This is a genomic window from Actinomadura sp. NBRC 104412 (assembly GCF_030269515.1).
Classification (GTDB): domain Bacteria; phylum Actinomycetota; class Actinomycetes; order Streptosporangiales; family Streptosporangiaceae; genus Spirillospora.
In genome coordinates this window covers 25,922-49,657 of record NZ_BSTM01000042.1, presented here as the reverse complement: position 1 = coordinate 49,657, position 23,736 = coordinate 25,922, and the positions used below count along the sequence as shown (strand labels likewise).

Genomic DNA, 23,736 nt, shown 5'->3' with positions numbered 1-23,736 from the left:
AATGCCCAGCTCAAGAGCTGGCGGATCCTCCGCAAGCTGCGCTGCTGCCCGCACCGCGCCGGGCACCTGGCCAAGGCCATTCACGTGCTACAAACCCGCGAAGCTCACGCCTGCTGAAAAAGGTTCACTGTACGGGCCGGAAGACCTCCGGGATCACCGGGCGACGTTCGATCGGGATAGGTGCTGTTCCCTGGGCGACAGGCTAGCCGCTGTGGGCGAGTGCGATGTCGAGATGCGCACCGTCCCACCCGGTGGGTGTTCGCCAGATGACATGGACACCGTGGCGATCCGCCAGCGCCTCGAGGGACTGGGGATCCTCGGGTTGTTCGGGTATCACCAGGAAGCGGTAGGCGGCCTTTTCGCCCTCGGTGAATTCGAGGTGCTTGAGGCGGGTGGCTCCCTCCCGCATCCGGGGATAGGTGTGCCCCCCTTCTCCGAGGACCTCGTAGAGCAGCCACCCCTGAGGGCTCTCGCAGGAGGTGTCGACAAGAGGGGAGTCGACCTGAGGAATCCTGCCCACCCGATACAGGTCCCCGATCAAGGTGTGACGCAGATACTCGTGGACGTGTGAGGCCCTGTCCCTTCTCACCTCCTTGAGAAGCCGAATCTCGAACCCGTCGGGATCTGGACCGGGCGGTGGCTCGTTCGCCACAGTCGCGGTCGGGGCGGATTCCACGGCGGTCACTCGTGCAACGACCGCTGTGCCCTGTTCATCGACCTCGTCGTGGTCTGCGGAGCCGACGGGATTACCGGTATCTGGGCCATGTGTGAGGACGGCCGGCAGCGGCTCGGAATGGACGATTGTCAGAGTTTGCGTACAGCGTGTGAGCGCCACGTACAGGTGATTCAGGCCCGCGGGCCCCTCGTCCACGATGGCCGCGGGTTCCAGGACGATGACATGGTCGAATTCCAGCCCCTTGACCTCCGCGGTGGTGAGGATCTTGACCACGGACCCGAGGCCCTCAGGCGCGAGCCGTTCGAGCTGCTCCCGGAGCAGGCGCAGTAGCCGCCGATCGTCGGGCACGATGAAAGCGATCGACCGGGGACGGCGCCCGTCGGTCGCGGGGAGCAGCCGCACCTGTTCGACGGCGTCGGTCACCAGGGTGACCGGGCTGGAGGGCAGTACCCGCACCGGGTCTTCGTCCGACTTCGGGCGGACCGAGCGGGGGAACGACGTGTCGGGGGACAGCGTCGCGGCCAGTGGCGCGACGAAGTCCATGACCTCGCTGGGGACGCGGTAGCCGATGGTCAGCTCCGCGAGGTGGCCTCCGCTGCGTGCGCCCAACTGGTCGGCGAGTTCCTGCCAGCTGGCGTACTGATGGACGCCGGTGGCCTGGGCGAGATCCCCGAGAATGGTCATCGACCCGCTCGGGCAGCGGCGGGCGAGTGCCCGCGCCTGCATAGGGGTCAGGTCCTGGGCCTCGTCGACCACGATGTGCCCGTAGCGGCGAGTGACTTCGCCGGTCATCAGGAAGCGGATCTCCTCCAAGCACACCAGGTCCTCCAGCGACCACGGCTCCTGCGCCTCGCTCGCGGGCGCGGTCCTTCTGATCGCCTGCTGTTCTCGCTCGGTGAGCAGGTTGGCCGCGGCGGCGCGTAACGCCTTCCCGCGGAAGAGGCTCCGGAGAAGCCTCTGGGGGGAGAAGTCGGGAAATACCAGATCCACCAGCCTGGTGACATGACGGTTGCGTTCGATGTCCCTCCGCCAGTCGGGGTCGGGCCGTTCGGAGGTGGCGCGCGCCTGCTCGTGTAGCAGGTGATCGACGAGTTGGTCGGCGAACCTCTTCCGGCGAACCCGGTAGGGAAGCTGAACGCCTTCGGTCCCGGCGAACCTCCTCAGCAGCGACAGCGGAATCTCCACCGGTTTGGGCACTTTGGCGAGCTTCACGGTGCGGTTGGCCGGCGCCTTGACGGCCTTGAGATTGACCCGGTTGTTCACCGCGCGGCGGAGCACCTCGGCCATCCGGGCACTCGACTTGACCCGCCGTGACTCCAGCGGGTCGACGCCGCGGACCTCGCCCGCCCACAGGCGCGCGAGCTCAAAGCTCGTGACGCCGGAAGTGCCCAACTGCGGGAGGACCTCGCCGACGTAGTCGAGGAAGCCGGTGTGCGGTCCCACCACGAGGACGTCCTCGGCGCGGAAGACGTTGTTGAACAGCAGGTACGAAATCCGGTGCAGGGCGACCGCGGTCTTGCCGGTTCCCGGGCCTCCTTGCACGACCAGCAGACCCTTGCGTTCGTCGGAGACCAGCACGAACTGCTCGCGCTGGATGGTCTCGACGATGTCGCGCATCCTCTCGCCGCGGGCACGGCGAAGCTCGTCGAGAAGGAAGTCCGGCAGATCGAGCCCGATGTCGTCGCCCGCGCCGTCCGCGTTTCCCGCCGCCGCTGGCGCAGGACGCTCTTTGATGGCGTCGAAGTAGCCGACCACCGTCCGGTCGTCGCATCGGAGTTCCCTGCGGAGCAGGACGTCGCCGGGCTGGTCGGGCTGGGCGAGCATCCATTGCTTGGCCATGCGGGCGTTCCAGCTGATCACAACCAGGTCGCCATCGCTCGAGCGCACCAGACGCCGCCCGATGTAGAAGGTCTCCCGTCCCGTGGCGATGTCCGCGCAGACGTCCACCCGTCTGAAGACCAGGCTGCCGTCGAGAGGAGCATCGACTTGGAGCAGTTCAGGGGGTGTTTCGGGGATGAAGGCAGTGCCGGCATGGGCGTCTGTGGCGTCCCAGTACGGCTCCCTTCGCGTGTGACGTTCCCGGACCTGACGCGCGAAGCAGTCATAGGCGTGGTCAACGGCCGCCTGCTCGGCCTCGACAACGGGATCCTTCTCGGTCACTCGCGCTCCAGGAAAATGTCAGCCCGCGATTGGGGATCGAATGCCGGAATGGGCAGCGACCCTATGACCTCTACCGCCCTCCCCTCCAGTCGGAATGGTGTCTACATCCGGTCACAATCGATCAAGGGGAGGACAGACGGCCCCGTGGGCGCCGGGCCGGCTACGCGATCAGACAGAGACACGCAATAGCACGCGCTCCGCGAAGCCCGACACTGGTGGCCTGATCGGGAATCTTGTGGCGGAGGTGCGGAGGGACGGGCGAAGATGGCGGTTGTGACCGCAATGGGAGGCTGAACGGGGACGCGTCATGCGTGGGCCGGAATATGTGCAGGTCGAAGAGCCGTTGCTGCGGCAGCTCCGCGGTATGGGGTGGAGACATCTGGAGGGGACGCCCCCCGACACCTTCACTCCGACCGACCCGGCCGCGTCCGGGCGCGCTTCCTTCGCCGAAGTGTTCCTGGAAGATCGGCTGCGGGCCGCGCTACGGAAGATCAACCTCACGCCGGACCAGAAACCCTGGCTGGACGATCGTCGCGTCTCACAGGTCATGGCCGAGCTCACCAGGATCGGTGCGTTCAGCCTGCTGGAGGCCAACGAGAAGGCGACCGAGCTGCTCGTCTCCGGTGTCACCGTGGCGGGCCGCCCCGGCTGGGACGGGGGTCGTGACCAGCGCGTCCACTTCATCGACTGGGACCACGTGGATCGTAACGACTTCGTGGTCGTCTCGCAGTTCCGGGTGGACGTCCCGGGGACGCAGGGTCGTCAGCACATCACCCCGGACGCCGTCCTGTTCGTCAACGGGATCCCGATCGTGGTCGTGGAGTGCAAGAAGCCGGGTCGTGGCGATGCGATCGCCCAGGCGGTCGGGCAGATCCGGCGGTACTCCGGGCAGGACCGGGGGCGGAAAGGCAACCCGAAGCTGTTCCACACCGTCCAGCTCACCGTCGCTACCTGTGGGGAGCGGGCACGGCTCGGGACGTTCACGGGTGAGGCCGAGCATTACAACCGCTGGCGGAAGCCCTACCCGCTGACCGACGAGATCCTTGCCGAACGGCTGGGGTGCGACGTGCGGTCGGTCACCGAGCAGAACCGGCTCGCCGGGGTCGTGCTGCAGCCCGAACGGCTGCTTCAGATCGTGCACGACTACGTCACGTTCGTGACGCTCGACACCGGGCAGCGCGTGAAGATCGCGCCGCGCTGGCAGCAGTACCGTGGGGTGGAGCGGGCCAGGGAACGCCTTCTCACCGGGGAGACCAAGCCCGAGAACGGGGTACGGGACGAGCGCGGCGGGATCATCTGGCACACCCAGGGGTCCGGCAAGAGCCTCACCATGACCTTCCTCGTCCGGCGGATGCGGTCGACGCCGGAGCTGGCGTCCGCGAAGGTCGTCCTGGTCACCGACCGGACCCAGTTGCAGCGGCAGCTCGCGGCCACGCTCAGGCTGACCGGCGAGGACGTCCTGGAGGCCAGGAATGTCAAGGACGCCAAGCGGCTGCTGAAGGCGGAGGAGCCCGGGATCGTCGCCGTGATGATCCAGAAGCAGCAGGACATCGCCGCCCGCACCACCGAGGGCGAGCTGAGCGAGCGGGTCCCCTCGCTGGGCGAGCTCAACGACTCCGAGTCCATCGTGGTGCTGATCGACGAGGCGCACCGCTCGCACTCGTCCCGGCTGCACATGAACCTGCTGGAGGCGCTGCCCAACTGCGCCCGCATCGGGTTCACCGGCACGCCGATCATCATGGGCGCCAAGAAGAAGACCAGGGACATCTTCGGCCCCGTCATCGACCGGTACCTGCTCGCCGACGCCGAGGAGGACGGCGCCGTCGTCCGGATCTTCTACGAGGGCCACACCGTCAAGGGCGCCGTCCGGGACGGCCGCGACCTCGACGAGGTCTTCGAGGACATGTTCGCCGACCAGTCCGACTCCGAGCGCGAAGCACTACAGCGCCGCTACGCCACCAAGGGCGACGTCCTGGAGGCGGACGAGCTGATCGAGGCCAAGGCCCGGCACATGCTGCGCCACTACGTCACCGGCGTCCTGCCCGGCGGTTTCAAGGCGCAGCTCGTCGCCAACAGCCGGGCCGCGACGCTGCGCTACCGCACCGCCCTGATGAAGGCCCGGGACGCCCTGGTCGCCGAGGCGGAGAGGATCCCGTCCCACCTGCTGGACACGCCGCTGGACGAGCTCAGCCCGCGCCGGCTCGTTCTGGTGCAGGCACGCAGGCGTCTCGACCTGCTGCGCGCCATGGAGTTCGTCCCGGTCATCTCGCCGGGGGCCGACGACGGCCCGGAATACGGCCAGTGGACGGACGAGCGCGCGCAACGGAGCCGGGAAGCGGCGTTCAAGAGGCCGTTCCCCGAAACGCTCGGCGAGGGCGAGAAACCCATCGCCTTCCTGATCGTCAAGTCGATGCTGCTGACCGGGTTCGACGCTCCGATCGAGCAGGTCCTCTACATCGACCGGTCGCTGAAAGAGGCCGAGCTGCTCCAGGCCGTGGCGCGCGTCAACCGCACGGCCGAGGGCAAGAAATGCGGCTATGTCGTCGACTACTACGGTGTCGCCCATCACCTCGCCGACGCGTTGAAGGCGTACGCGGCCGAGGACGTGGACGGGGTGATGCACGACCTGTCCGAGGAGGTCGCCAAGCTCGACCCGATGCGGCGTACGCTGCGCGCCATCTTCACCGAGAAGGGCGTCGAACCGTCCGGCCACACCCTGGAGCCGTGCGTCCTGCTGCTGGAGGAGGGGGCGCGGTTCGACCGGTTCGAGGCCGAGCTGCGGCGATACCTCGGCACGATCGACGTCATCATGCCCGCCCCGATCGCGCGCCCCCATCTGCGCGACGCCACCCTCTACGCCGAGATCGCGATGCGGGCCCGCCGCCGGTACCGGGTGGACGGCGGGGACTTCGACCCGAGCATCTACGGCGCGAAGGTGCGCGAGCTCATCGACGAGCACATCCGGTCGCTGGGCATCGAGGAGGCGCTGCCGCCGGTGTCGCTGACCGCGGACGACTTCGAGGAGAAGGTGGCCGCGCTGTCGAGCACCCGGGCCCGCGCCTCGGAGATGGAACACGCCATCCGTGACCACATCGAGGTGCACCGCGGCAAGGACCCGCGCCGTTACCGGCTGCTCAGCGAGCGGCTGGAGGAGATCCTGCGGGACTACGCCGACGACTTCGAGCAGCAGGCCGTTCTGCTCGCCCGGCTTGTCGCGGAACTGCGCGAGGACCGTCCCGCCGACGACGACCCGCGCAACCCGGTGGAAAGCGCGCTGTACGGCGTTCTGCTGGAAGGGACGGCTCGCGACGGCGTGATCGAACCCGAGGCCGACCGGGTGCTGTGGGACATCGCCACGGCGGTGCTGGACATGGCCGTCCAGGCCACCCATCGCCGTGACTTCTGGCGCAGGCCCGTCGACCAGGAGAAGCTGCAGCACGACATCGCCCGGCGGCTCATCGCCGGCGATGTGGACCTTACCAAGGTGCAGGCGCTGGCGGACGAGCTCATGAGCGTGATCAGGCACTGGCGGCTTGACCTTCCTCGCCCATGACGGGTGGTGGTCGCCGGCGATGTCGGTGTCCCGTGGCAAGCTGGGGCGGTGAGCGGTCCGACGACGATCCAGATCGGCGATCTCGACGTGCGGGTGCGGGTCAGCGATCGGCGCCGGCACGTCCGGCTCACCGTCGAGCGCGACGCCGCCGTGACCGCCACCGTGCCGCCCGGCATCGACCAGGCCGAACTCGTGAAGATCGTCAAGAGCCGGCGCCGCTGGCTCTACCGGAAGCTGGCCGAACGCCGCTCGGTGGGGGAGGGGCGGCCCGCCCGTGAATACGTCTCCGGCGAGGGGTTTCCCTATCTGGGACGCAGTTACCGGCTGCTGGTCATCGACGAGGCCCCCGTGCCGGTCCGGCTGCTGCGCGGACGGCTGGAGATCCTCCGGAGCGCGGTGGACGACGATCCGGCCGCCGCCCTGATCGGCTGGTACACGCGTCGTGGCCGCGCCTGGCTGCCCGCCCGCCTGCGCCCCTGGGCGGAGCGGATGCAGGCGCCCATCAGTGACCTGCGAGTCATGCCACTCGGCTACCGCTGGGGTTCATGCTCCCAGGACGGACGGCTCAACCTCCACTGGGCCACCATGCAGCTCCCGCCCGACCTCATCGATTACGTCCTGGCGCACGAGGTGGCCCACTTGCACGAGCGTGACCACGGCGAGCGGTTCTGGAGCCGGGTGGAGCGTGCCATGCCCGACGCCGCAGCTCGCCGCATTCGCCTGAAACACCTGGGCCCCCACCTCTGGCTCCCCGAGTGAAGTCTGAGGCGGCGGCGCCGTCAACGCCATCGGCCTTGGTGCACATTCGTGTACGGAGACGGGTCAGGCGGTGTGTTTGTCTAAGGAAAGGGCGGCGCGTTGTTCTTCGGTGATGTTGTCGCGGTCGGTGGAGCGGGTCAGGTCCTCATACTCGGCGTCGCGATCAGCGAGGGTCTGGGCCGTGCCGCGAGCCACTGCCAGGGCGTCGGAGCCCAGGAGGAGCCTTGTGGGTGGGGCGTCCATGTCGGCGATGTGGAGGATGGCTTGGGCGATCTTTTTTGGGTCGCCGAAGGCGGTGTTCGCCACGGTTTCGTGCACTTGTGCGGCCGCCTGAATGATCTTGCGGTAGGGAGGGGACGGTTCGGGTTTGGCCATTGACGCGCCGGCCCATTCGGTCTGCATGCCGCCCGGTTCGATGGCCGTCACCTTGATGCCGAGGGGGCCGACCTCCTTGGCCAGGATTCCGGAGAGGCCGCTGATCGCCCATTTCGCCGTCTGGTACGCGGAGAGGCCCGGGGAGGAGGAACGGGAACCCACCGAGGACACCATGATCACTGAGCCTCCGCCCTGCTCGCGCAGGATGGGGAGCACGGCCTTCGTCACATGCACGGGGCCGAACAGGTTCGTCTCGATCTGCGCGCGGAAGCTGTCCGGGGTGGTGTCCTCGAACGCGGCGAGGTCGGCGTAGCCCGCGTTGTTCACCACGACGTCCAGCCGGCCGAACTCCGCCATCGCCGCGTCCACGGCCGACCGGACCGCGATGGGGTCGGTCACGTCCAGCGGCAGCGCCGCCAAGGCCCCGGGATGGGTCGCCACCAGGTCGTCCAGATGCTCCGGGCGCCGCGCGGTCGCCGCGACCCGGTCGCCCCGTCCCAGCGCCGCGAGAACGATCTCCCGCCCGAGCCCCCGCGAGCTCCCCGTGACGAACCACACCTTGCCCATGCGTCCCGCTTTTCCCTGTGTGGGGGTTTCAAGCGCGCCGATCTGCGGCGTGAGCCACGCCGCAGATCGGCTGTGCGGTCAGTGCCAGGCGAGGATGCGGAGCGGGTCCTCCAGCATGTCGCCGACATCCTTCAGGACTCGGGAGCCCTGCTCGCCGTCGATGACGCGGTGGTCGAACGACAGTGCCAGCGTGGTGACCTTGCGGACGGCCAGCTCGCCCTCGTGCACCCACGGCATGTCGCGGACCTGCCCGAACGCCAGGATGGCCGACTCCCCCGGCGTGATGATCGGGGTTCCGGTGTCCACGCCGAACACGCCCACGTTGGTGATGGTGATCGTGCCGCCGGTCAGGTCCTCGACCGTGGAGCGTCCCGCGCGGGCGGACGCGGTGAGGTCGGCGAGGGCCCTGGCCAGCTCGGGCAGCGACTTGGCGTGGGCGTCCTTGATATTCGGGACGAGCAGGCCGCGCGGGGTCGCCGCCGCGATGCCCAGGTTGACGCGGCGGCGCAGCACGATCTCGGCGCCGTTCGGGCCGTCCACCCAGGTCGCGTTGGCCTCCGGGGTACGCGCCACGGCCGTGAGCAGCGCCTTGGCGACCAGCAGCAGCGGTGACACCTTGACCTCGGCGAACTCGGGCAGCGTGCGCAGCCGCTTGACCGCCTCCATCGTCTCCGTCACGTCCACCTGAAGGAACTCGGTGACGTGCGGGGCGGTGAAGGCGGAGTTGACCATGGCCGTCGCGGTGCTCTTCCGCACGCCCTTGACCGGAACGCGCTCCTCGTCCGGGCCCAGGGGGGTCTGGACGGTCGTGGTGGTTGGCCGTTTGGCGGCCGGGGCGGTCTCCGACCGGTGCGCCGTGAGGACGTCGTCTCGCGTGATCGAGCCCCCGGGGCCCGAGCCGGAGATGGAGGTGAGGTCGATGCCCAGTTCCTTGGCCAGCTTCCGCACCGGTGGCTTGGCCGGCGGCAGGCCGTTGCCCACGACCTGTGGACGGGCGGGCGGGGCCTTCGGGACGGGCGCCTTGCGCGGGCGCCGTCTGGTGGTGCCGGGTTTGACCCCGTAGCCGACCAGGACGGGCTGGCGCTTGGGTTCGTCTGGTGTCACGGTGCCGGGCTCTTCGGCGGTGGGGACCGGCTCCTCCGCGGGGGGCGGGGCGGGCGCGCCGCCGCTCACGTCCACCGAGATGATGGGGACGCCGACGTCCACGGTGACGCCCTCGTCGGCCATCAGCTCGGTGACCACGCCCTCGAACGGGCAGGGCAGCTCCACGATCGCCTTGGCGGTCTCGATCTCCACGATGGTCTGGTTGACCTCGACCCGGTCGCCCGGCGCCACATGCCACTTGACGATCTCGGCCTCGGTCAGCCCCTCGCCCACATCGGGCAGCTTGAACTGCTTCACATCGCTCATCGGCTCGGCTCCCCCGGTCACCACGAGAACGTCCGGTCGACCGCGTCCAGGATGCGGTCGAGGTCGGGCAGATAGTGCTCCTCCAGCCGCGACGGCGGGTAGGGAGTGGAGAAGCCGCCGACCCGGAGCACGGGGGCCTCCAGGCGGTAGAAGCACTTCTCGGTGATGCGCGCGGCCAGCTCGGCGCCGTACCCGCTGAACACCGGGGCCTCGTGGACGACCACGCAGCGGCCGGTGCGGTTCACCGACTCCACGACCGTGCCGATGTCGAGCGGGTTGAGCGAGCGCAGGTCGATGACCTCCAGCGAGCGGCCCTCCTCGGCCGCCGCGGTCGCCGCCTCCAGGCAGGTCTTGACGGACGGCCCGTACGCCAGCACGGTGACGTGCCCACCCGGGTTGACGACGCGGGCGCTGTGCAGCGGCGTCCACGCGGCCGGGTCGGTCTCCACCGGGCCCTTCTCCCAGTAGCGGCGCTTGGGCTCGAAGAAGATCACCGGGTCGTCGGAGGTGACGGACTGCTGGATCATCGTGTACGCGTCCGCCGGGTTGGAGCAGGCCACCACCCGCAGCCCGGCGGTGTGCGTGAAGTAGTTCTCCGGGGACTCGCTGTGGTGCTCGACCGCGCCGATGCCGCCGCCGCACGGGATGCGGATCACCACGGGCAGCGACAGCGCGCCCAGCGACCGCATCCGCATCTTGGCGAGCTGCGTGATGATCTGGTCGGCGGCGGGGAACACGAACCCGTCGAACTGGATCTCGCAGACGGGACGGTAGCCGCGCAGCGCCAGCCCGATCGCGGTGCCCACGATGCCCGACTCGGCCAGCGGGGTGTCGATCACCCGCTCCTCGCCGAAGTCCTTCTGAAGTCCGTCGGTCACGCGGAACACGCCGCCGAGCCTGCCCACGTCCTCGCCCATGACCAGGACCTTGGGGTCGGCCTCCATCGCCTTGCGCAGGCCCTCGTTGAGCGCCTTGCCCAGCGTGAAGGTCGGGGTCGCCGAGCCGGTCTCCATCGTCTCGGTCATGACGACACCTCTTCCTCGAAGGACGCCAGGTAGGCGGCGAACTGCTCCTGCTCCTCGGTCATCAGGGGATGGTCCTCGGCGTACACGTGCTCGAAGATCCGCAGCGGACCGGGGTCGGGCAGGGCGAGGCACTGCTCACGCAGCTCGGTCGCGCCCTTCTTCGCCTCGGCCTCCACGTCCTCGAAGAAGGACGCGTCGGCCAGGTCGTTGCGGACGAGGTACGCCTTGACCCGCTCGATCGGGTCCTTGAGCTTCCACGACTCCTCCTCCGCCTTGAGGCGGTACCGGGTGGGGTCGTCGGTGGTCGTGTGGGCGCCCATGCGGTACGTGAACGCCTCGATGAGCGTCGGGCCCTGCCCCTCGCGGGCGTGCTCCAGGGCCTTCCGAGTGACGGCCAGGCAGGCGAACACGTCGTTGCCGTCCACCCTCAGGCCGGGGAACCCGTACCCCTGCGCGCGCTTGTAGAGGGGGATGCGCGACTGCCGTTCCAGCGGCTCGGAGATGGCCCACTGGTTGTTCTGGCAGAAGAACACGACGGGCGCGTTGAACACGGACGCGAACACGAAGGACTCGTTCACGTCGCCCTGCGAGGTGGCGCCGTCACCGAAGTAGGCGATGGTCGCCCCGGCCGACGGCGTTCCGAGGACGCCATCGCGCTGGATGCCCATCGCGTACCCGGTCGCGTGCAGCGTCTGGCTGCCGATCACGATCGTGTAGAGGTGGAAGCCGTGCTCGGACGGGTCCCACCCGCCGTGGTTCACGCCGCGGAACAGGCCCAGCAGCCGCAGCGGCTCGACGTTCCGGCAGTACGCGACGCCGTGCTCGCGGTAGGTCGGGAAGACCATGTCGTGCTCGGTCAGCGCCCGTCCGGAGCCGATCTGCGCCGCCTCCTGGCCCAGCAGCGAGGCCCAGATGCCGAGCTCGCCCTGGCGGGTCAGCGCGACGGCCTCAAGGTCGATGCGGCGTACCGTCACCAGGTCCCGGTACAGGTCGCGGACCTCCTGGGCGGACAGGTCCAGCGGGTAGTCGGGGTGTTCGATCCGCTCGCCCTCGGGGGTGAGCAACTGGACGAGTGCGGGTTCGGCGTGCTCGGGGGTGGCGGGCGCGCCGCGCACGGAGTCGATCGTCATCGATGCCTACTCCTTGGTCGGGGCCGGACGCGGGGTCGCCGCTCGGCCGGCCGTTCTTCAGTGGCCCCGTCCCCGGTAGGGGACGAACGCCGCTGAAGCCCATCGTGGCAGACCTCACACGTGGAGGCGCAAGCCCCACGCACCCGGATCCTTACCCGCCCACGGCGCCGTCCGATCACTCGCGGGACAGGGCGCGGGTGGCGCCCGCCGCCACGGTCAGTCCCAGCACGAAGCCCATGATGACGATCAGGTTGGCGATCCACTGGTAGACGCCCTCGGGCGCGAACACCCGTTCCTGACCCAGGTCGCCGATCGGCAGGATCAGGTCGAGGGTGTAGAAGAACGCGTTGAAGTGCGGGTGGTCGTCCTCGTTGAGGATGGCGGGCCGGTGCAGGGAGAACACGATCGTCCCGAACACCAGCAGGGACATCAGCCAGCTCGCGGCGCGGAACGGGCGGTAGCCGTAGCCGACCAGCACGTCCTGGAACCAGCCGACGATCTTGCGTGGGATGCCCTGTGTCTTGCGCCGGTCACGGGCCTTGGCCAGCAGCACCGAGCGCCCGTCGGCGTCCAGGCCGAGCGCGCGGTAGGTCTGCGCCAGCCGCTCGTACGGCTGCGGCTGGTAGCCGTCGGTGTCGCGGCGCAGCCAGTTCAGCCGGTCGCGGGCGGTGAGCGGCGGCTCCAGGGTCTCGTACTGCAGCCCGTCCAGTTGCAGCCGCTCCGGCCAGGTCGCCGGGTCGTCGCGCAGCAGGTTGATCTTGGCGAACGACAGGTCGGTCACGCCCTTGACCTGCTCGGCGGGACGCAGCAGCACCTCCTCGGCCTGGAGCCGTTGCAGGCTCAGCGCCGTCCCGGAATCGTTGTGCAACCGGGCGCCGCGCAGGCTGAGCTGGCCGCTGACGCGGGCACCCGCGAACGTGACACCGCCGTGCGAGGTGAAGCCGTCCGAGCAGTAGACGTCGGTCTCGACGGCCAGATCGTCGGCGTTGAGCGCGATCCCGTCCGGGCAGGAGAGCTGCGCACCCACGAACGACAGGTAGCCGCCGACGCGGGCGCCCCGCAACCGGATGGAGCCCTGCGCGGAGAAGCCTCCGTCACAGAACATGTTGGCCGCCACCTCCAGGCGGCTGGCGTACAGCGCGGCGCCGGACGGGTTGTGCAGCCGTGCCTTGCGCAGGATGAGCTGCCCGCCCACCCGCGCGCCGGGGACCCGCACCTCGCCGTTCGCGGTGAACCCCTGGTCGCAGTAGACGTTGGCGTCCACGCTGAGCCGGTCGGCCAGCAGCGCGTCCCCGCCCGGGTTGAGCAGGTGGACGCCCGACATGTTGAGGATGCCCGCGATGTGCGCGCCGTCCAGCAGTAGCCCGCCGGACACCTGGCTGCCCTCCAGCCACAGATGCCCGTCCACCCGCGTACCGGACGCGACCAGGCCCGGCATCCGGCACCGCATCATGTGGACGCTGTCCATGCTCGCCCAGTAGAAATGCGGCGCCTCGTCGAACACGCAGTTGGTCAGCGCCAGCGGCACGTCCACCTGCGCGTGCCCGAGGTTCAGGGAGCCGAGGATCCGGGCGCCGCTGAGCCGCACCGCCGCCACGTGTCCCGACTCGGGCTCGACGGCACCGGCCAGCAACGCCACCAGCACCTCGGCGCGGATGTACCGGTCGGGACCCCAGCGGTCGGCCGTCGCCGGGTCGCTCAGCCCGGGATCGGCGCTGGACAGGTCGACGGACTCGCCGCGCGGGAACGCCTCCCAGAGACGGCGCTCGGGGGGTGACAGCTCATCGATGTTCATCGATCGACTCCGGGGTGCTGGTGGGTCATGCAAGGGTCATGGTGCCGTACGCTGCTGACGGTAGGGGAACCGCAGATCAGTAAGGGGGCGGTCGTGGCTCGCGTGGTCGTCGACGTCATGCTCAAGCCGGAGATCCTCGATCCGCAGGGGCAGGCGATCGCTCGCAAGCTGCCGCAGATGGGGTACGAGGGCATCGGCGCGGTGCGCCAGGGCAAGAGGTTCGAGCTGGAACTGGCCGGCGAGGCCGACGAGGAGGCCCTCGGCCGGGTCCGTAGGATCGCCGAGACCCTGCTGGCCAACACGGTGATCGAGACCTTCGAGGTGCGCGTCCTGTAACCGCGGTGGGACGCCCGGGTCGCGCACGGGTGATTTACCGGCCTCGCGAATGGACGAGCCGCCAATTGGAACGTGCTATCCCCTTTGCTCTCATCAACCGATCTAGGCCAATCCCGGCCGGGGGACTAAAGCCATCCAGTGACAACCGAGTGTTCACAGAAAGAGCCCGCCGTTCAACGATTACGGAAGATACCGCCGGGGAAGCCTTAGCTGCGTCGAGTCGAGCAACGCTCGGGGGACCGGAGTCCCGCCGCGGGATCCCGGGGCATGAGCACGAGGTGACCGGTGGACATGAGGTTCTCGCTCGCGCTGCCGCGCGAGGCGCTGAGCATCCCGGTGATCCGCCGGGTACTGGGGGAGGCGCTACGCGGTCTCGGGGTCGCCGAGGACTGCGTCGCCGACATTCTCGTCGCCACCTCCGAGGCGTGCACCAACGTGATCCAGCACGCCCGCGGCACCCGCGAGTTCGAGGTGGCCGGACGGGTGGACGACGGCCTGTGCCTGCTGAAGATCATGGATCTGGGCCGCGGCCCGCGCCGCACCCCCGCCGTCACCGACCCCTCGGACTTGGCCGAGTCCGGCCGCGGTATTAGGATCATGCGGGCATTGGTGGACGAACTCATCATCGACTCCGCGTCCGAACGGGGCACGGTCGTCCACCTCGAGAAGCGCCTGACCTGGCGCGACGAGGCGCTGATCAGGGACCTGGACGAACCCCTGGTGCACAGCGCCGGGTAGATTGAGACGAACGCGGGGGGATCGCGTCGTGCGACGGTGACCGGTGGTCGCCGTGCCACGGCGCCGTTCGGCGGGCAAGGCCGCCTCACCCCCGGCCGCCTCATTCCGGAGGAACAGTAGAGATGGACGCTGCCCGGGTAGGGATCGTCACCTTCCCAGGTTCCCTCGACGACCGTGACGCCGCGCGTGCCGTGCGGCTCGCGGGCGCCGAGCCGGTCGCCCTCTGGCACGCCGACCACGACCTGCGCGGCGTGGACGCCGTCGTGCTGCCCGGCGGGTTCTCCTACGGCGACTACCTGCGCGCCGGTGCGATCGCCCGGTTCGCGCCGCTGATGACCGAGCTGATCGCCGCGGCCGGGGACGGGCTTCCGGTGCTGGGGATCTGCAACGGCTTCCAGGTGCTGTGCGAGTCGCACCTGCTGCCCGGCGCGCTGCTGCCCAACGCCGGCCTCCACTTCGTCTGCCGTGACCAGCGCCTGCGCGTCGAGAACGCCGAGACCGCCTGGACGGCCGACTACGCCGAGGGCCAAGAGCTGGTCGTCCCGATCAAGAACAGGGACGGCCGCTACACCGCCGACGCCGCCACGCTCAGCGAGCTGGCGGAGAGCGGCCGGATCGTGGCCCGCTACGTCGACCTCAACCCCAACGGCTCGCTCGACGACATCGCGGGCGTCTGCAACGAGGCCGGCAACGTGGTCGGCCTGATGCCCCACCCCGAGCACGCCGTGGAGACCCTCACCGGCCCCTCGACCGACGGGCTCGGCTTCTTCACCTCGATCGTCAAGAGGCTGGTCGCCGTATGACAGAGCGGGAAGGACGCGGCGTCGCCCGCCGTGGAGGGCGGGCGGCGAGCGACGAGGGAAGGCGGCGCCCAACGGCGCCCTGTACGCGAACGGGAAGCACAGCATGAGCGAGCAGCCGTCCACCCCCGGCGCCCCGGACGTCACCGCGACCGGCGAACCGGACGAGCCGAGCCTGGAGTGGTTCGCCGACCTCAAGTCCGACGCCGACGACCCCGAGCTGCAGCCGGTCAACCCCTCGGTCGTCCAGGCATTCGAGGCCGTGGCCGAGGAGGGCGAACGCCAGGCCGCCGCCGGCCTGGTCCCCCAGCCACCAAGGCCCGACACAGGCCCGCAGCCCGCGGTCCCCTCCAACACGGGCCCACAGCCGGTCGTCCCGTCCAGCACAGGCCCGCAACCCGTGGTCTCCGGCACACAGCCCGTCGTGACCGACACCGGGCCGCAGCCGCGGATCCCCAGTGTCGAGGACCAGTCGAACGCGCCCGACTCGGGCCTCCGGCATCCCGCGTCCGGCACCGGGCCGCAGGAGGCCGTTCGGGACGACGCGAGGCCCGGGGACGCGGCGCCCCTGGCCGGTGGGGACGGGACCGCCGCCCGTCCCGCGACGGCGGCCGAGATCCTGCAACGCTTCGAGGAGCAGCCCCCGGCCGTCGAGGTGCCCGTGCCGCCGGTGCCGGTGTCCGTGGAGGACGGGCCGGACGCCGCCGTCCCCCAGGAGACCGACACGGTCGCGGTCGCGGCGGCCACCCCGGACCGGCCGCAGCCGTACGCAGAGCTGGGCATGAAGGACGAGGAGTACCAGCGGGTACGGGAGATCCTGGGCCGCCGCCCGACCTCGGCGGAGCTGGCGATCTACTCGGTGATGTGGAGCGAGCACTGCTCGTACAAGAGCTCCAAGGTCCACCTGCGCCAGTTCGGTGAGAAGGCGCCCAAGACCGACGCGCTGCTGGTCGGCATGGGCGAGAACGCCGGCGTGGTGGACGTGGGCCAGGGCTGGGCGGTCACCTTCAAGGTCGAGTCGCACAACCACCCCTCCTACGTGGAGCCGTACCAGGGCGCGGCGACCGGGGTCGGCGGGATCGTGCGCGACATCATGTCGATGGGCGCCCGTCCGGTCGCGGTGATGGACTCGCTGCGCTTCGGCCCGGCCGACGAGCCCGACACGCAACGGGTGCTGCCCGGGGTGGTCGCGGGAATCGGCGGGTACGGCAACTCGCTCGGCCTGCCCAACATCGGCGGCGAGACCGTGTTCGACCCCACCTACGCGCAGAACCCGCTGGTGAACGCGCTGTGCGTGGGCGTGATGAAGCACGAGGACATCAAGCGGGCGATCGCCCCTGGGCCGGGCAACCACGTGATCCTGTTCGGTGCCACCACCGGCCCGGACGGGATCGGCGGCGCGTCCGTGCTGGCCTCGGCGACCTTCGATGAGGAGTCGCAGGCCAAGCGGCCGGCGGTGCAGGTCGGCGACCCGTTCACCGAGAAGCTGCTGATCGAGTGCTGCCTGGAGCTGTTCCGCGAGGACCTGGTGGTCGGCATCCAGGACCTCGGTGCCGCGGGCGTGTCGTGCGCGACCACCGAGCTGGCCGCCGCCGGGACCGGCGGCATGCACGTCGAACTGGACGCCGTCCCGCTGCGCGACTCGACGCTGCGCCCTGAGGAGATCCTCATGAGCGAGTCGCAGGAGCGCATGATGGCCGTGGTCGAGCCGTCCAAGGTCGAGCGCTTCATGGAGATCTGCGCCAAGTGGGAGATCCCGGCGACCACGATCGGCACGGTCACCGACACCGGGCGCCTCGTCATGACCTGGCGCGGCGAGACCATCGTCGACATCCCCCCCGGCACCGCCGCCGACGAGGGCCCGGTGTACCGGCGCCCGCTGGAGCCCCCGGCCGACCTGGGCTCGCTGCAGGCCGACACTCCGGGACGGCTGACCCGCCCGTCCAGCGCCGAGGAGATCCGCCGCACGGTCCTGTGGCTGGCCGGGTCCCCGAACCTGGCGAGCAAGACCTGGGTGACCTCGCAGTACGACCGGTACGTGATGGGCAACACCGTGCTGGCCATGCCCGAGGACGCCGGGGTGATCCGGATCGACGAGGAGTCCGGGCTGGGCCTGGCGCTGTCCCTGGACGGCAACGGCCGCTACACCCGGCTCGACCCCTACAGCGGCGCCCAGTTGGCCCTCTCCGAGGCGTTCCGGAACGTGGCGGCCACCGGCGCCCGCCCGCTGGCGGTCACCAACTGCCTCAACTTCGGCTCCCCGGAGGACCCCGGAGTCATGTGGCAGTTCGCCCGTGCCGTGGAGGGCCTGGCGGACGCCTGCCAGTACCTGGGCGTCCCGGTCACCGGCGGCAACGTCAGCTTCTACAACCAGACCGGCACCACGCCGATCAACCCGACCCCGGTCATCGGGGTGCTGGGCGTCCACGACGACGTCCGCCGCCACGTGAACATGTCGTTCACCTCCGACGGCGCCACCCTCGCACTCCTGGGCGAGACCCGCGAGGAGTTCGGCGGCTCCGAATGGGCGCACGTGGTCTACGGCCACCTGGGCGGCCTGCCGCCCCTGGTCGACCTGGCCGCCGAACGCGCCCTGGCCTCGGTCCTGGTCGCCGCCGCCCGCGAGGGTCTGCTCACGGCCGCACACGACCTCTCCGACGGCGGCCTCTCCCAGGCCCTGGTGGAGTCCTGCCTGCGCGGCGGCCTGGGCGCCAAGATCACCCTGCGCGGCGACCCCTTCGTCAACCTGTTCAGCGAGTCCGTCGCCCGAGCCGTGGTGGCCATCCGCCCCGGCGGCGAGAACCGCCTGGTACAACTGTGCGAGACCGCGGGCGTCCCCATTTCCCAACTGGGCATCATCGGCGGCGACTCCCTGGACGTCTCCACCGTAGGCCCGGACGGCGAAGCCCAAGAGCTGTTCACGATCCCCCTAGTGGAACTAAGGGACACCCACGAACGCCTACTCCCGAGCTACGCCAACTAACCACCCCCAAGCCGAACACCGCTCAACCGCCACCAGCAACCCCCTCTGCCCACAAAACAAGCCCAGACGACGAGCGCAGCTCGTGGCCGCATAAGAACCTTTCGCAACGACCTCAGCCCGTAACCCCAGCCCCGAACGGCGCCCAAGCGTTGCGATCGCGACCGAAGGCAGGTTCCGAGCCTGCGAGGAACCTGATCGCGCAGCGAGCCCCTAGGCGAGTCGGAGCGATGCAGCGATCGCCGCAGGCGCGACAAGCGAGGAGCGCCAGCGACGAGCGCAGCTCGCGCCTGCCCAAAAATTAGAACACAGATATATGCACGTGGTCGTAGTGGTTGGCGGTGATGCCGCCGCGGTTGGCCATCATGCGCCAGCCTGGGCTGCGCATGTCGTAGATGCGCTGACGCCAGATGACGTACTTGATGCCGAGCCTGCTGGCGTTGCTGATGGCGTATTGGGCGGTGCGGTCGCCCTGGGCGCGGCCGTTGGCGGACGGCATGCTGCCGCCGGTGCTGACCATGAAGTCGCAGGCGGTGCCGGTGGCGTGGTCTTGGGCGTCGACGCCGCCGCGGAAGCAGCCGATGGTGGGGAACGGGCCGAACTCGATGTCGATCGTGTTCTTCACCTTGAGCATGCGCGCGGTGACGCCGCCCATGCCGACGCTCGGGGATTCGGGCTTGTACTTTTTGATCAGTGCCCGGATCCTGGCCCGCTGCTTGACCAGGTCGGCGATCTCCTTCTCCAGGTCCTTGATCTTCTGGTCGGCCTCGCGCTTGGCGCGCTGTTGGTCGTTGACGAGTTTCTGGATCTGCCGGACCCGGGCGGACTGGTTGGAGGCCACGTGGCTGGCGAGGCTCAGGCCGCTGAGCGCGCTGGACGGGTCGTCGGAGCCGAGGACCGACACGGACGGGTCGGCGCCGCCGGTCATGTACTGGGAGGCCGCTAGCTGGGCGACCAGGTTGCGGGTGGCTTCCAGGTCGGTGTTGAGCTCTCTGGCCTTGGCCAGGGCCTTCCTGGCGTCGTACTGGGCGTCCTTCAGCTTGGCGAGGTCGCCGCCGTAGGCCCTGTCGAGCTTTTCGATCTGGATGTTGAGCTTCCGCATCTTGGCCGTGTCGCCTGGGGCCGCGGCCTGCGCGTTCACCGTGGTGCCGGCGGTGAGCGGCACGGCACCGGCGGCGAGTGCCACGAGTGCCAGGGCGGGACGCCGTAGCCGGGTGCGCCAGCGACGGGTGGAGTTCGGGGTCTCCTCCACGTCCTCTCCTCTCCTCGATCGCCTACCGGGTTAGCTGACGGGTTCGGGCCGGGAGTCGGCCCTGCCACCGCCGGTGGTGACCGGTGGTGGGTTCACCCCGGCCGGTCTGGCCCGGGGGCTGGCCCCGGACTCACCGGCGATGGGTCCCCGGCTCCCGTGGCGCGGGTGCCACGGGACTCGGCCGATCCGGCCGTTCCGTCCCCGGGGGGCGGGACGGTGCGCGGGCCGAATGCCGTCGGACTGCAATGCGGTCGAACTGGAATGAGCCCTACGAACCTTAGCGGAGATCAAACCGCCGGGCGTCGTGGAATGGCCCATTGCTCGGTGGGCGTGGCCATTTCGTGGGTGCGGAGCCATGTCAGGTGACCCGGCTCACAGCGTGGACCAGCAGGGGATGCCGCCGCGCGTTCCACGGGGAAGCCGTCCGTTCCGTGCCTTTGCTCGGGCGGCGCTTGACCAATTCCGCGCCCACGAGAAAGGGCGCGGGGGCGCGGCAGGGCGGTTCGCCGGCGCGGCCCGGTGGCGCGCATGCGAGGGCCGGCCTTCGGTGGGCAGTCCGCAAGAGCACTCCTTCTCTCCGGCGGGGACCGGGCACCCGCGGCCGAGCCGATGATCTCGGCCGCGGATACCTTAATGGATCCGAGGTGAAAGAAACTCTTAAATGACCCTTAAATCCTCGGGTCCGGGCGGGTCCCGATAGGCCCGGCGCGGTCAGCTACGGCTGAGCTTGCCCTGGTAGCCGAGCCGCCGGTTGCCGGGCAGCCTCCACACGTACTGGAGCGTCCCGTCGACCTGGCGGGTGACCTCGACGGCACCGCTGGAGCACGGCTTGGAGATGTCCAGGGCCATCTTGAGCGTCCGGTTCGTGCCTTCGGTGAAGGTCAGCGTCCCGGTGCAGCGACTCTGCGGGTACACCGCGCGCGCCTTCGTCTGGCCCGGCTCGAACGTGACCTCGACTGGGAACGAGGCGCCGCGCGAAGGGTTGACGGCCGTGCCCTTCCACGTCCCGGCGAAGCCCTCGGGGATGGCCGTCACGGGCTGGTCGTTGATGGCGTTGGCGGGCCCGGCCTGCTGCGGGGACGGCTCCTCGTTCCCCCGCATCTGCGGCCACAGCACCAGAGCGATGATCGCGACGCCGACCAGCACGCCGATCGTGAGGGAGAGCGCCACGCCCAGCATGCTGTTGCCGGGGCGCAGGCGCAGCAGGTTCTCTAAGACCCCCGGCAGCCCACGGGGGGACGGCTCGGACGCCACGGCGGGCAGGACGGCCGTGGAGCCGCGCTCTTCCGGAACCTCGTCCCTGAAACGGTCCATGCCGGGGATCAGGTGCGGGACCGGGTCCGTCCTGTCGGTCGGCCCGGCGAACCCCGCCTCGGGCACGGCGGGCACATGCTGCGTCGCCATGTCGTCGTACACCCGGTCGCGGGACGGGGGCGGGCCGGACGGTTCGATGCGCGGCGTGTCGATCCGCGTGAGCTCGGCCGCCTCCGCCGCCTCCGTCGGCTCCGGCGGGGCCGACCAGGAGCCGGCCTTGGAGGACGAGCGGGGCTCGAACCACCCCTCGGAGCCCGACCGGGCCGTGGCCTCCCGCGGCGGCTCGTACAGATTGGACGGCTCGTACGAACCCGGCGCCGACGGTTCCCGGGGCGGGTCCGGGACGGCGGCCCTCAGCGGCACGGATTCAGGCGTAGGGCCGGTGAACGCGGTCGGTGAGAGGGGCGGCGACTCCAAGATGATCCGGGGCTCGGCGGGAGGCGGGGTGAGCGAGGCGCCGACGGCGAGCGCGCGACCCTCGTCGAGGAGCGTGCCGGGCATCTTCTCGGCCAGCGGCCCGGACTCGTCCAGCATCCGTTCGAGCAGCGCCGCCGCGGTGGGACGCCGCGCGGGGTCCTTGGCGAGGGCGTCGGCGACGATCTCGCGCAGCGAGTCCGGCAGCTCGTCCATCTCGGGCTCGTCGTAGACCACCCGCTGCATGACCTCGGAGGTGGAGTCGTCCCCGAACGGGGCCCGCCCGTAGGTCGCGTACAGCAGGCACGAGGCCCAGGCGAACACGTCGGCGGCCGGGCCGTTGTCGCTGCCGCTGAGCTGTTCGGGGGCCTTGTAGGAGGGGTCGTCGCTGACCCGCCCCGTCGGGGTGGCGTCCACGGCCTCCAGAGCGGCGGCGACGCCGGTGTCGGTCAGCCTGGGACCGTCCCGGCCGAGCAGGATGTTGGCGGGCCTGAGGTCGTGGTGGACGGCCCCGGCCCGGTGGATCGCGGCGAGCGCGACCGCGGTGCCGACCGCCAGCCGCTCGATCACCGCGTTCCCGCGCGGGCCCTCCTCGGAGACCAGCCGCAGCAGGGACGGCCCGGCGACGTACTCGCTGACCACGTACGGGCGGTCGCCCTCCACGTCGGCGTCGAGGATCGCGGCGGTGCAGAAGCCCCGCACCTTGCGGGCGGCGGCGAAGGCCCCGGCGAACCGGGCGCGCGCCGCCGGCTCCCCGGTCAGCCGCAGGTGCAGCAGCTTGATCGCGACCTGCCCGCCGGACGGGGTCCGGCCGAGGAAGACGGCGCCGTGCTCGCCGACGCCGAGCCGTCCGGTGACCTCGTAACCGCCGAGTCTTCGCGGGTCACCGGGCTGCAGGGGCAGCGCATCGGCCATCTACACAACCTCCGTGTTCTCCCCGCCGGGGACCGGCCCCCCAGCCGGCCCCCAAACCTTCCGTCCCCCGCGCCTTTCCGTGCCCCGTCCGGGTCGGCGCGCCGGTCCGTACGCCGGCCCGGGGCCGCGCGCCGTGGTCGCATGGTGCCCCGTGCCGGGCCGGAACGGGGCCTCGTCTGGTCTCTGCGCTCGTGTGCGGTTCCGTGCCTTCCATGCCTTCCGGGCACCTGTGCCGTTCGGCCCCTGCCGCCGTCCGCCGTGGCCGGTCCCTTTCTACCGGGTGCACGGCCCCGCCGCGCCGGGGACGGACAGGATGGGAGGAACGGTAGCGTCGGTGGCGATGTCGCGAACACCACTCACCCGAGCCGTGCTGGACGAGCAGCGGCACGCGCTGGGCCTGCCGCCGCACGGCGGTACCGATGAGCCCGCGGAGCTCCGCCGGTCCGCCCTGGAGGCCGTGCTGGCCGCCTACGACGCGGGCGCCGAACCGAACCGGCCCGTTCTCAAGGGAGCCGTGCGGTACCTGCTCGACCGGCTCGCCGCGCTCGCACCGGGGCGGTCGGTGGAGGTCCGGGTCCCTCCGTACGCCGCCGTCCAATGCATTGCCGGGCCGCACCATACCCGTGGAACCCCGCCGAACGTGGTGGAGATGGACCCACCGACGTGGATCGCGCTGGCGACCGGGCGGCTGGCCTGGGACGACGCCGTGAAAAAGGGGCGGGTCCGCGCCAGCGGCCCGCGCGCCGACCTGTCCGGTCACCTGCCGCTTCCGCCCGCTGACTGAGCGTTCGCCGGACGGCCTCGCCGCGCACGGCGGCGTCCCGCCCCGCGAGGGGGTTGTCACGGGGGGGCGGGCGCTGCCAGCGTGGGTGGTGCCATGCTGATCGCGCACTGGACCTTCGACGTCGGCACCATTGACGGCCGCAGCGCCGCCGAGGCCAGGGGTGCCGGACCGGCCATGGCGCTGGACGAGTCGGTGGCCGTCGTGCCGGGCAGGGACGGCGAGGCGCTGTCGTTCGACGGGACGGGCGGGGCGGTGGTGCCCGCCTCCCCGCAGCTCGTCCTGAACCAGATGTTCGGGTACGCGGTCGCCTTCCACGCCCGTGTGGCCCAGGAACCGGACGGCGAGTGGCGTGGCCTGTTCTACAAGCCCGTGGGGGAGAACGACGCGCGGAGCATCGGGATCTGGCTCTACCCGGACACGACCCAGCTCCGGGTGCAGCTCTTCACGGTCGAGGGGCCCGAGTACATCGACAGCCGTGCGTCCCTGCCGGTCGGTGCGTGGACCCATGTGACCTTTGCCGTCGATCGGGGCGGCATGCATCTTTACATCGACGGGCGGCTCGACACGGGAATCCCCTTGGAACACGAGGTGGTCCCTTCCTACGGGCCGATCCATCTGGGAAGCGAGCCGGGGAAGCCCGGCTTCGTGGGCCTGATGGACGATGTCCAGGTGTACGCCTCGGCCCTGAGCCCCGGAGAGGTCCGCGACCTGGCCTCCCCCGATCTCCCCATCGAGTAGGGCAATTCGGGCGAT

The 23,736-nt window shown here is 70.4% G+C and carries 16 protein-coding genes, 1 pseudogene and 1 riboswitch; of the genes and pseudogenes, 9 read left to right on the top strand and 8 right to left on the bottom strand.

Features of this window, described 5'->3' with window-relative positions; translation table 11 throughout:
• Positions 1-117 (top strand): annotated as a pseudogene (locus QSK21_RS32895) (IS5/IS1182 family transposase); the annotation flags it as partial.
• An 85-nt stretch (positions 118-202) separates the two neighbouring features.
• On the opposite strand, the gene QSK21_RS32890 reads toward QSK21_RS32895, so the two are convergent.
• Positions 203-2,836 (bottom strand): HelD family protein, encoded by a 2,634-nt coding sequence (locus QSK21_RS32890; RefSeq protein ID WP_285701499.1) that lies wholly within the window; start codon positions 2,834-2,836, stop codon positions 203-205.
• 307 nt (positions 2,837-3,143) lie between these two features.
• On the opposite strand from QSK21_RS32890, the gene QSK21_RS32885 reads away from it, so the two are divergent.
• Positions 3,144-6,389: a type I restriction endonuclease subunit R gene (locus tag QSK21_RS32885; protein WP_285701497.1), complete on the top strand. Its 3,246-nt coding sequence runs from the start codon at positions 3,144-3,146 to the stop codon at positions 6,387-6,389.
• Between the two features lie 48 nt (positions 6,390-6,437).
• A complete protein-coding gene (locus QSK21_RS32880; RefSeq protein ID WP_285701496.1) occupies positions 6,438-7,148 on the top strand; it encodes a M48 family metallopeptidase in 711 nt (236 codons plus the stop codon).
• Positions 7,149-7,211: 63 nt separating this feature from the next.
• Here the strand turns inward: QSK21_RS32880 and QSK21_RS32875 are convergent, their stop codons facing one another.
• The 5 genes from QSK21_RS32875 to QSK21_RS32855 all read right to left on the bottom strand — a co-directional run bounded on the left by QSK21_RS32875 (position 7,212) and on the right by QSK21_RS32855 (position 13,450).
• A complete protein-coding gene (locus QSK21_RS32875; protein WP_285701495.1) occupies positions 7,212-8,090 on the bottom strand; it encodes an SDR family NAD(P)-dependent oxidoreductase in 879 nt (292 codons plus the stop codon).
• A gap of 78 nt (positions 8,091-8,168) precedes the next feature.
• Positions 8,169-9,500, bottom strand: coding sequence for a dihydrolipoamide acetyltransferase family protein (locus tag QSK21_RS32870; RefSeq protein WP_285701494.1), 1,332 nt, complete (start codon positions 9,498-9,500; stop codon positions 8,169-8,171).
• 17 nt (positions 9,501-9,517) lie between these two features.
• A complete protein-coding gene (locus QSK21_RS32865) occupies positions 9,518-10,525 on the bottom strand; it encodes an alpha-ketoacid dehydrogenase subunit beta (protein ID WP_285701492.1) in 1,008 nt (335 codons plus the stop codon).
• Entirely contained in the window at positions 10,522-11,655 is a 1,134-nt protein-coding gene (pdhA, locus tag QSK21_RS32860; RefSeq protein ID WP_285701490.1) for a pyruvate dehydrogenase (acetyl-transferring) E1 component subunit alpha, read from the bottom strand. Before pdhA ends, QSK21_RS32865 begins: the two co-directional genes overlap by 4 nt.
• A 175-nt stretch (positions 11,656-11,830) precedes the next feature.
• Positions 11,831-13,450: a hypothetical protein gene (locus tag QSK21_RS32855; RefSeq protein ID WP_285701489.1), complete on the bottom strand. Its 1,620-nt coding sequence runs from the start codon at positions 13,448-13,450 to the stop codon at positions 11,831-11,833.
• Positions 13,451-13,543: 93 nt separating this feature from the next.
• On the opposite strand from QSK21_RS32855, the gene purS reads away from it, so the two are divergent.
• The 4 genes from purS to purL all read left to right on the top strand — a co-directional run bounded on the left by purS (position 13,544) and on the right by purL (position 18,307).
• Positions 13,544-13,786 (top strand): phosphoribosylformylglycinamidine synthase subunit PurS, encoded by a 243-nt coding sequence (gene purS / locus QSK21_RS32850; RefSeq protein ID WP_285701487.1) that lies wholly within the window; start codon positions 13,544-13,546, stop codon positions 13,784-13,786.
• A gap of 291 nt (positions 13,787-14,077) precedes the next feature.
• A complete protein-coding gene (locus tag QSK21_RS32845; protein WP_285701484.1) occupies positions 14,078-14,524 on the top strand; it encodes an ATP-binding protein in 447 nt (148 codons plus the stop codon).
• 122 nt (positions 14,525-14,646) lie between these two features.
• On the top strand, positions 14,647-15,327 hold the full coding sequence (gene purQ, locus QSK21_RS32840; RefSeq protein WP_285701483.1) for a phosphoribosylformylglycinamidine synthase subunit PurQ: 681 nt from the start codon (positions 14,647-14,649) through the stop codon (positions 15,325-15,327).
• Between the two features lie 679 nt (positions 15,328-16,006).
• Complete coding sequence (gene purL, locus QSK21_RS32835; protein ID WP_285701506.1) at positions 16,007-18,307, top strand: phosphoribosylformylglycinamidine synthase subunit PurL; 2,301 nt, start codon at positions 16,007-16,009, stop codon at positions 18,305-18,307.
• A 298-nt stretch (positions 18,308-18,605) separates the two neighbouring features.
• Here the strand turns inward: purL and QSK21_RS32830 are convergent, their stop codons facing one another.
• Both QSK21_RS32830 and QSK21_RS32825 read right to left on the bottom strand, forming a co-directional pair.
• On the bottom strand, positions 18,606-19,556 hold the full coding sequence (locus QSK21_RS32830) for a coiled-coil domain-containing protein (protein ID WP_285701482.1): 951 nt from the start codon (positions 19,554-19,556) through the stop codon (positions 18,606-18,608).
• A gap of 3 nt (positions 19,557-19,559) precedes the next feature.
• A riboswitch (cyclic di-AMP (ydaO/yuaA leader) is annotated at positions 19,560-19,749 on the bottom strand.
• 518 nt (positions 19,750-20,267) lie between these two features.
• On the bottom strand, positions 20,268-22,199 hold the full coding sequence (locus QSK21_RS32825) for a serine/threonine protein kinase (RefSeq protein ID WP_285701481.1): 1,932 nt from the start codon (positions 22,197-22,199) through the stop codon (positions 20,268-20,270).
• 340 nt (positions 22,200-22,539) lie between these two features.
• Here QSK21_RS32825 and QSK21_RS32820 point away from each other — a divergent pair, with 340 nt between their 5' ends.
• The gene (locus QSK21_RS32820) at positions 22,540-22,983 is read left to right on the top strand and encodes a sterol carrier family protein (protein ID WP_285701480.1); all 444 of its coding nucleotides are present in this window, start codon (positions 22,540-22,542) and stop codon (positions 22,981-22,983) included.
• A gap of 93 nt (positions 22,984-23,076) precedes the next feature.
• Positions 23,077-23,721 carry a LamG domain-containing protein gene (locus tag QSK21_RS32815; RefSeq protein ID WP_285701478.1) on the top strand — a complete coding sequence of 215 codons (645 nt, stop codon included), beginning with the start codon at positions 23,077-23,079 and terminating at the stop codon, positions 23,719-23,721.
• The last annotated feature ends 15 nt before the right edge of the window (positions 23,722-23,736 follow it).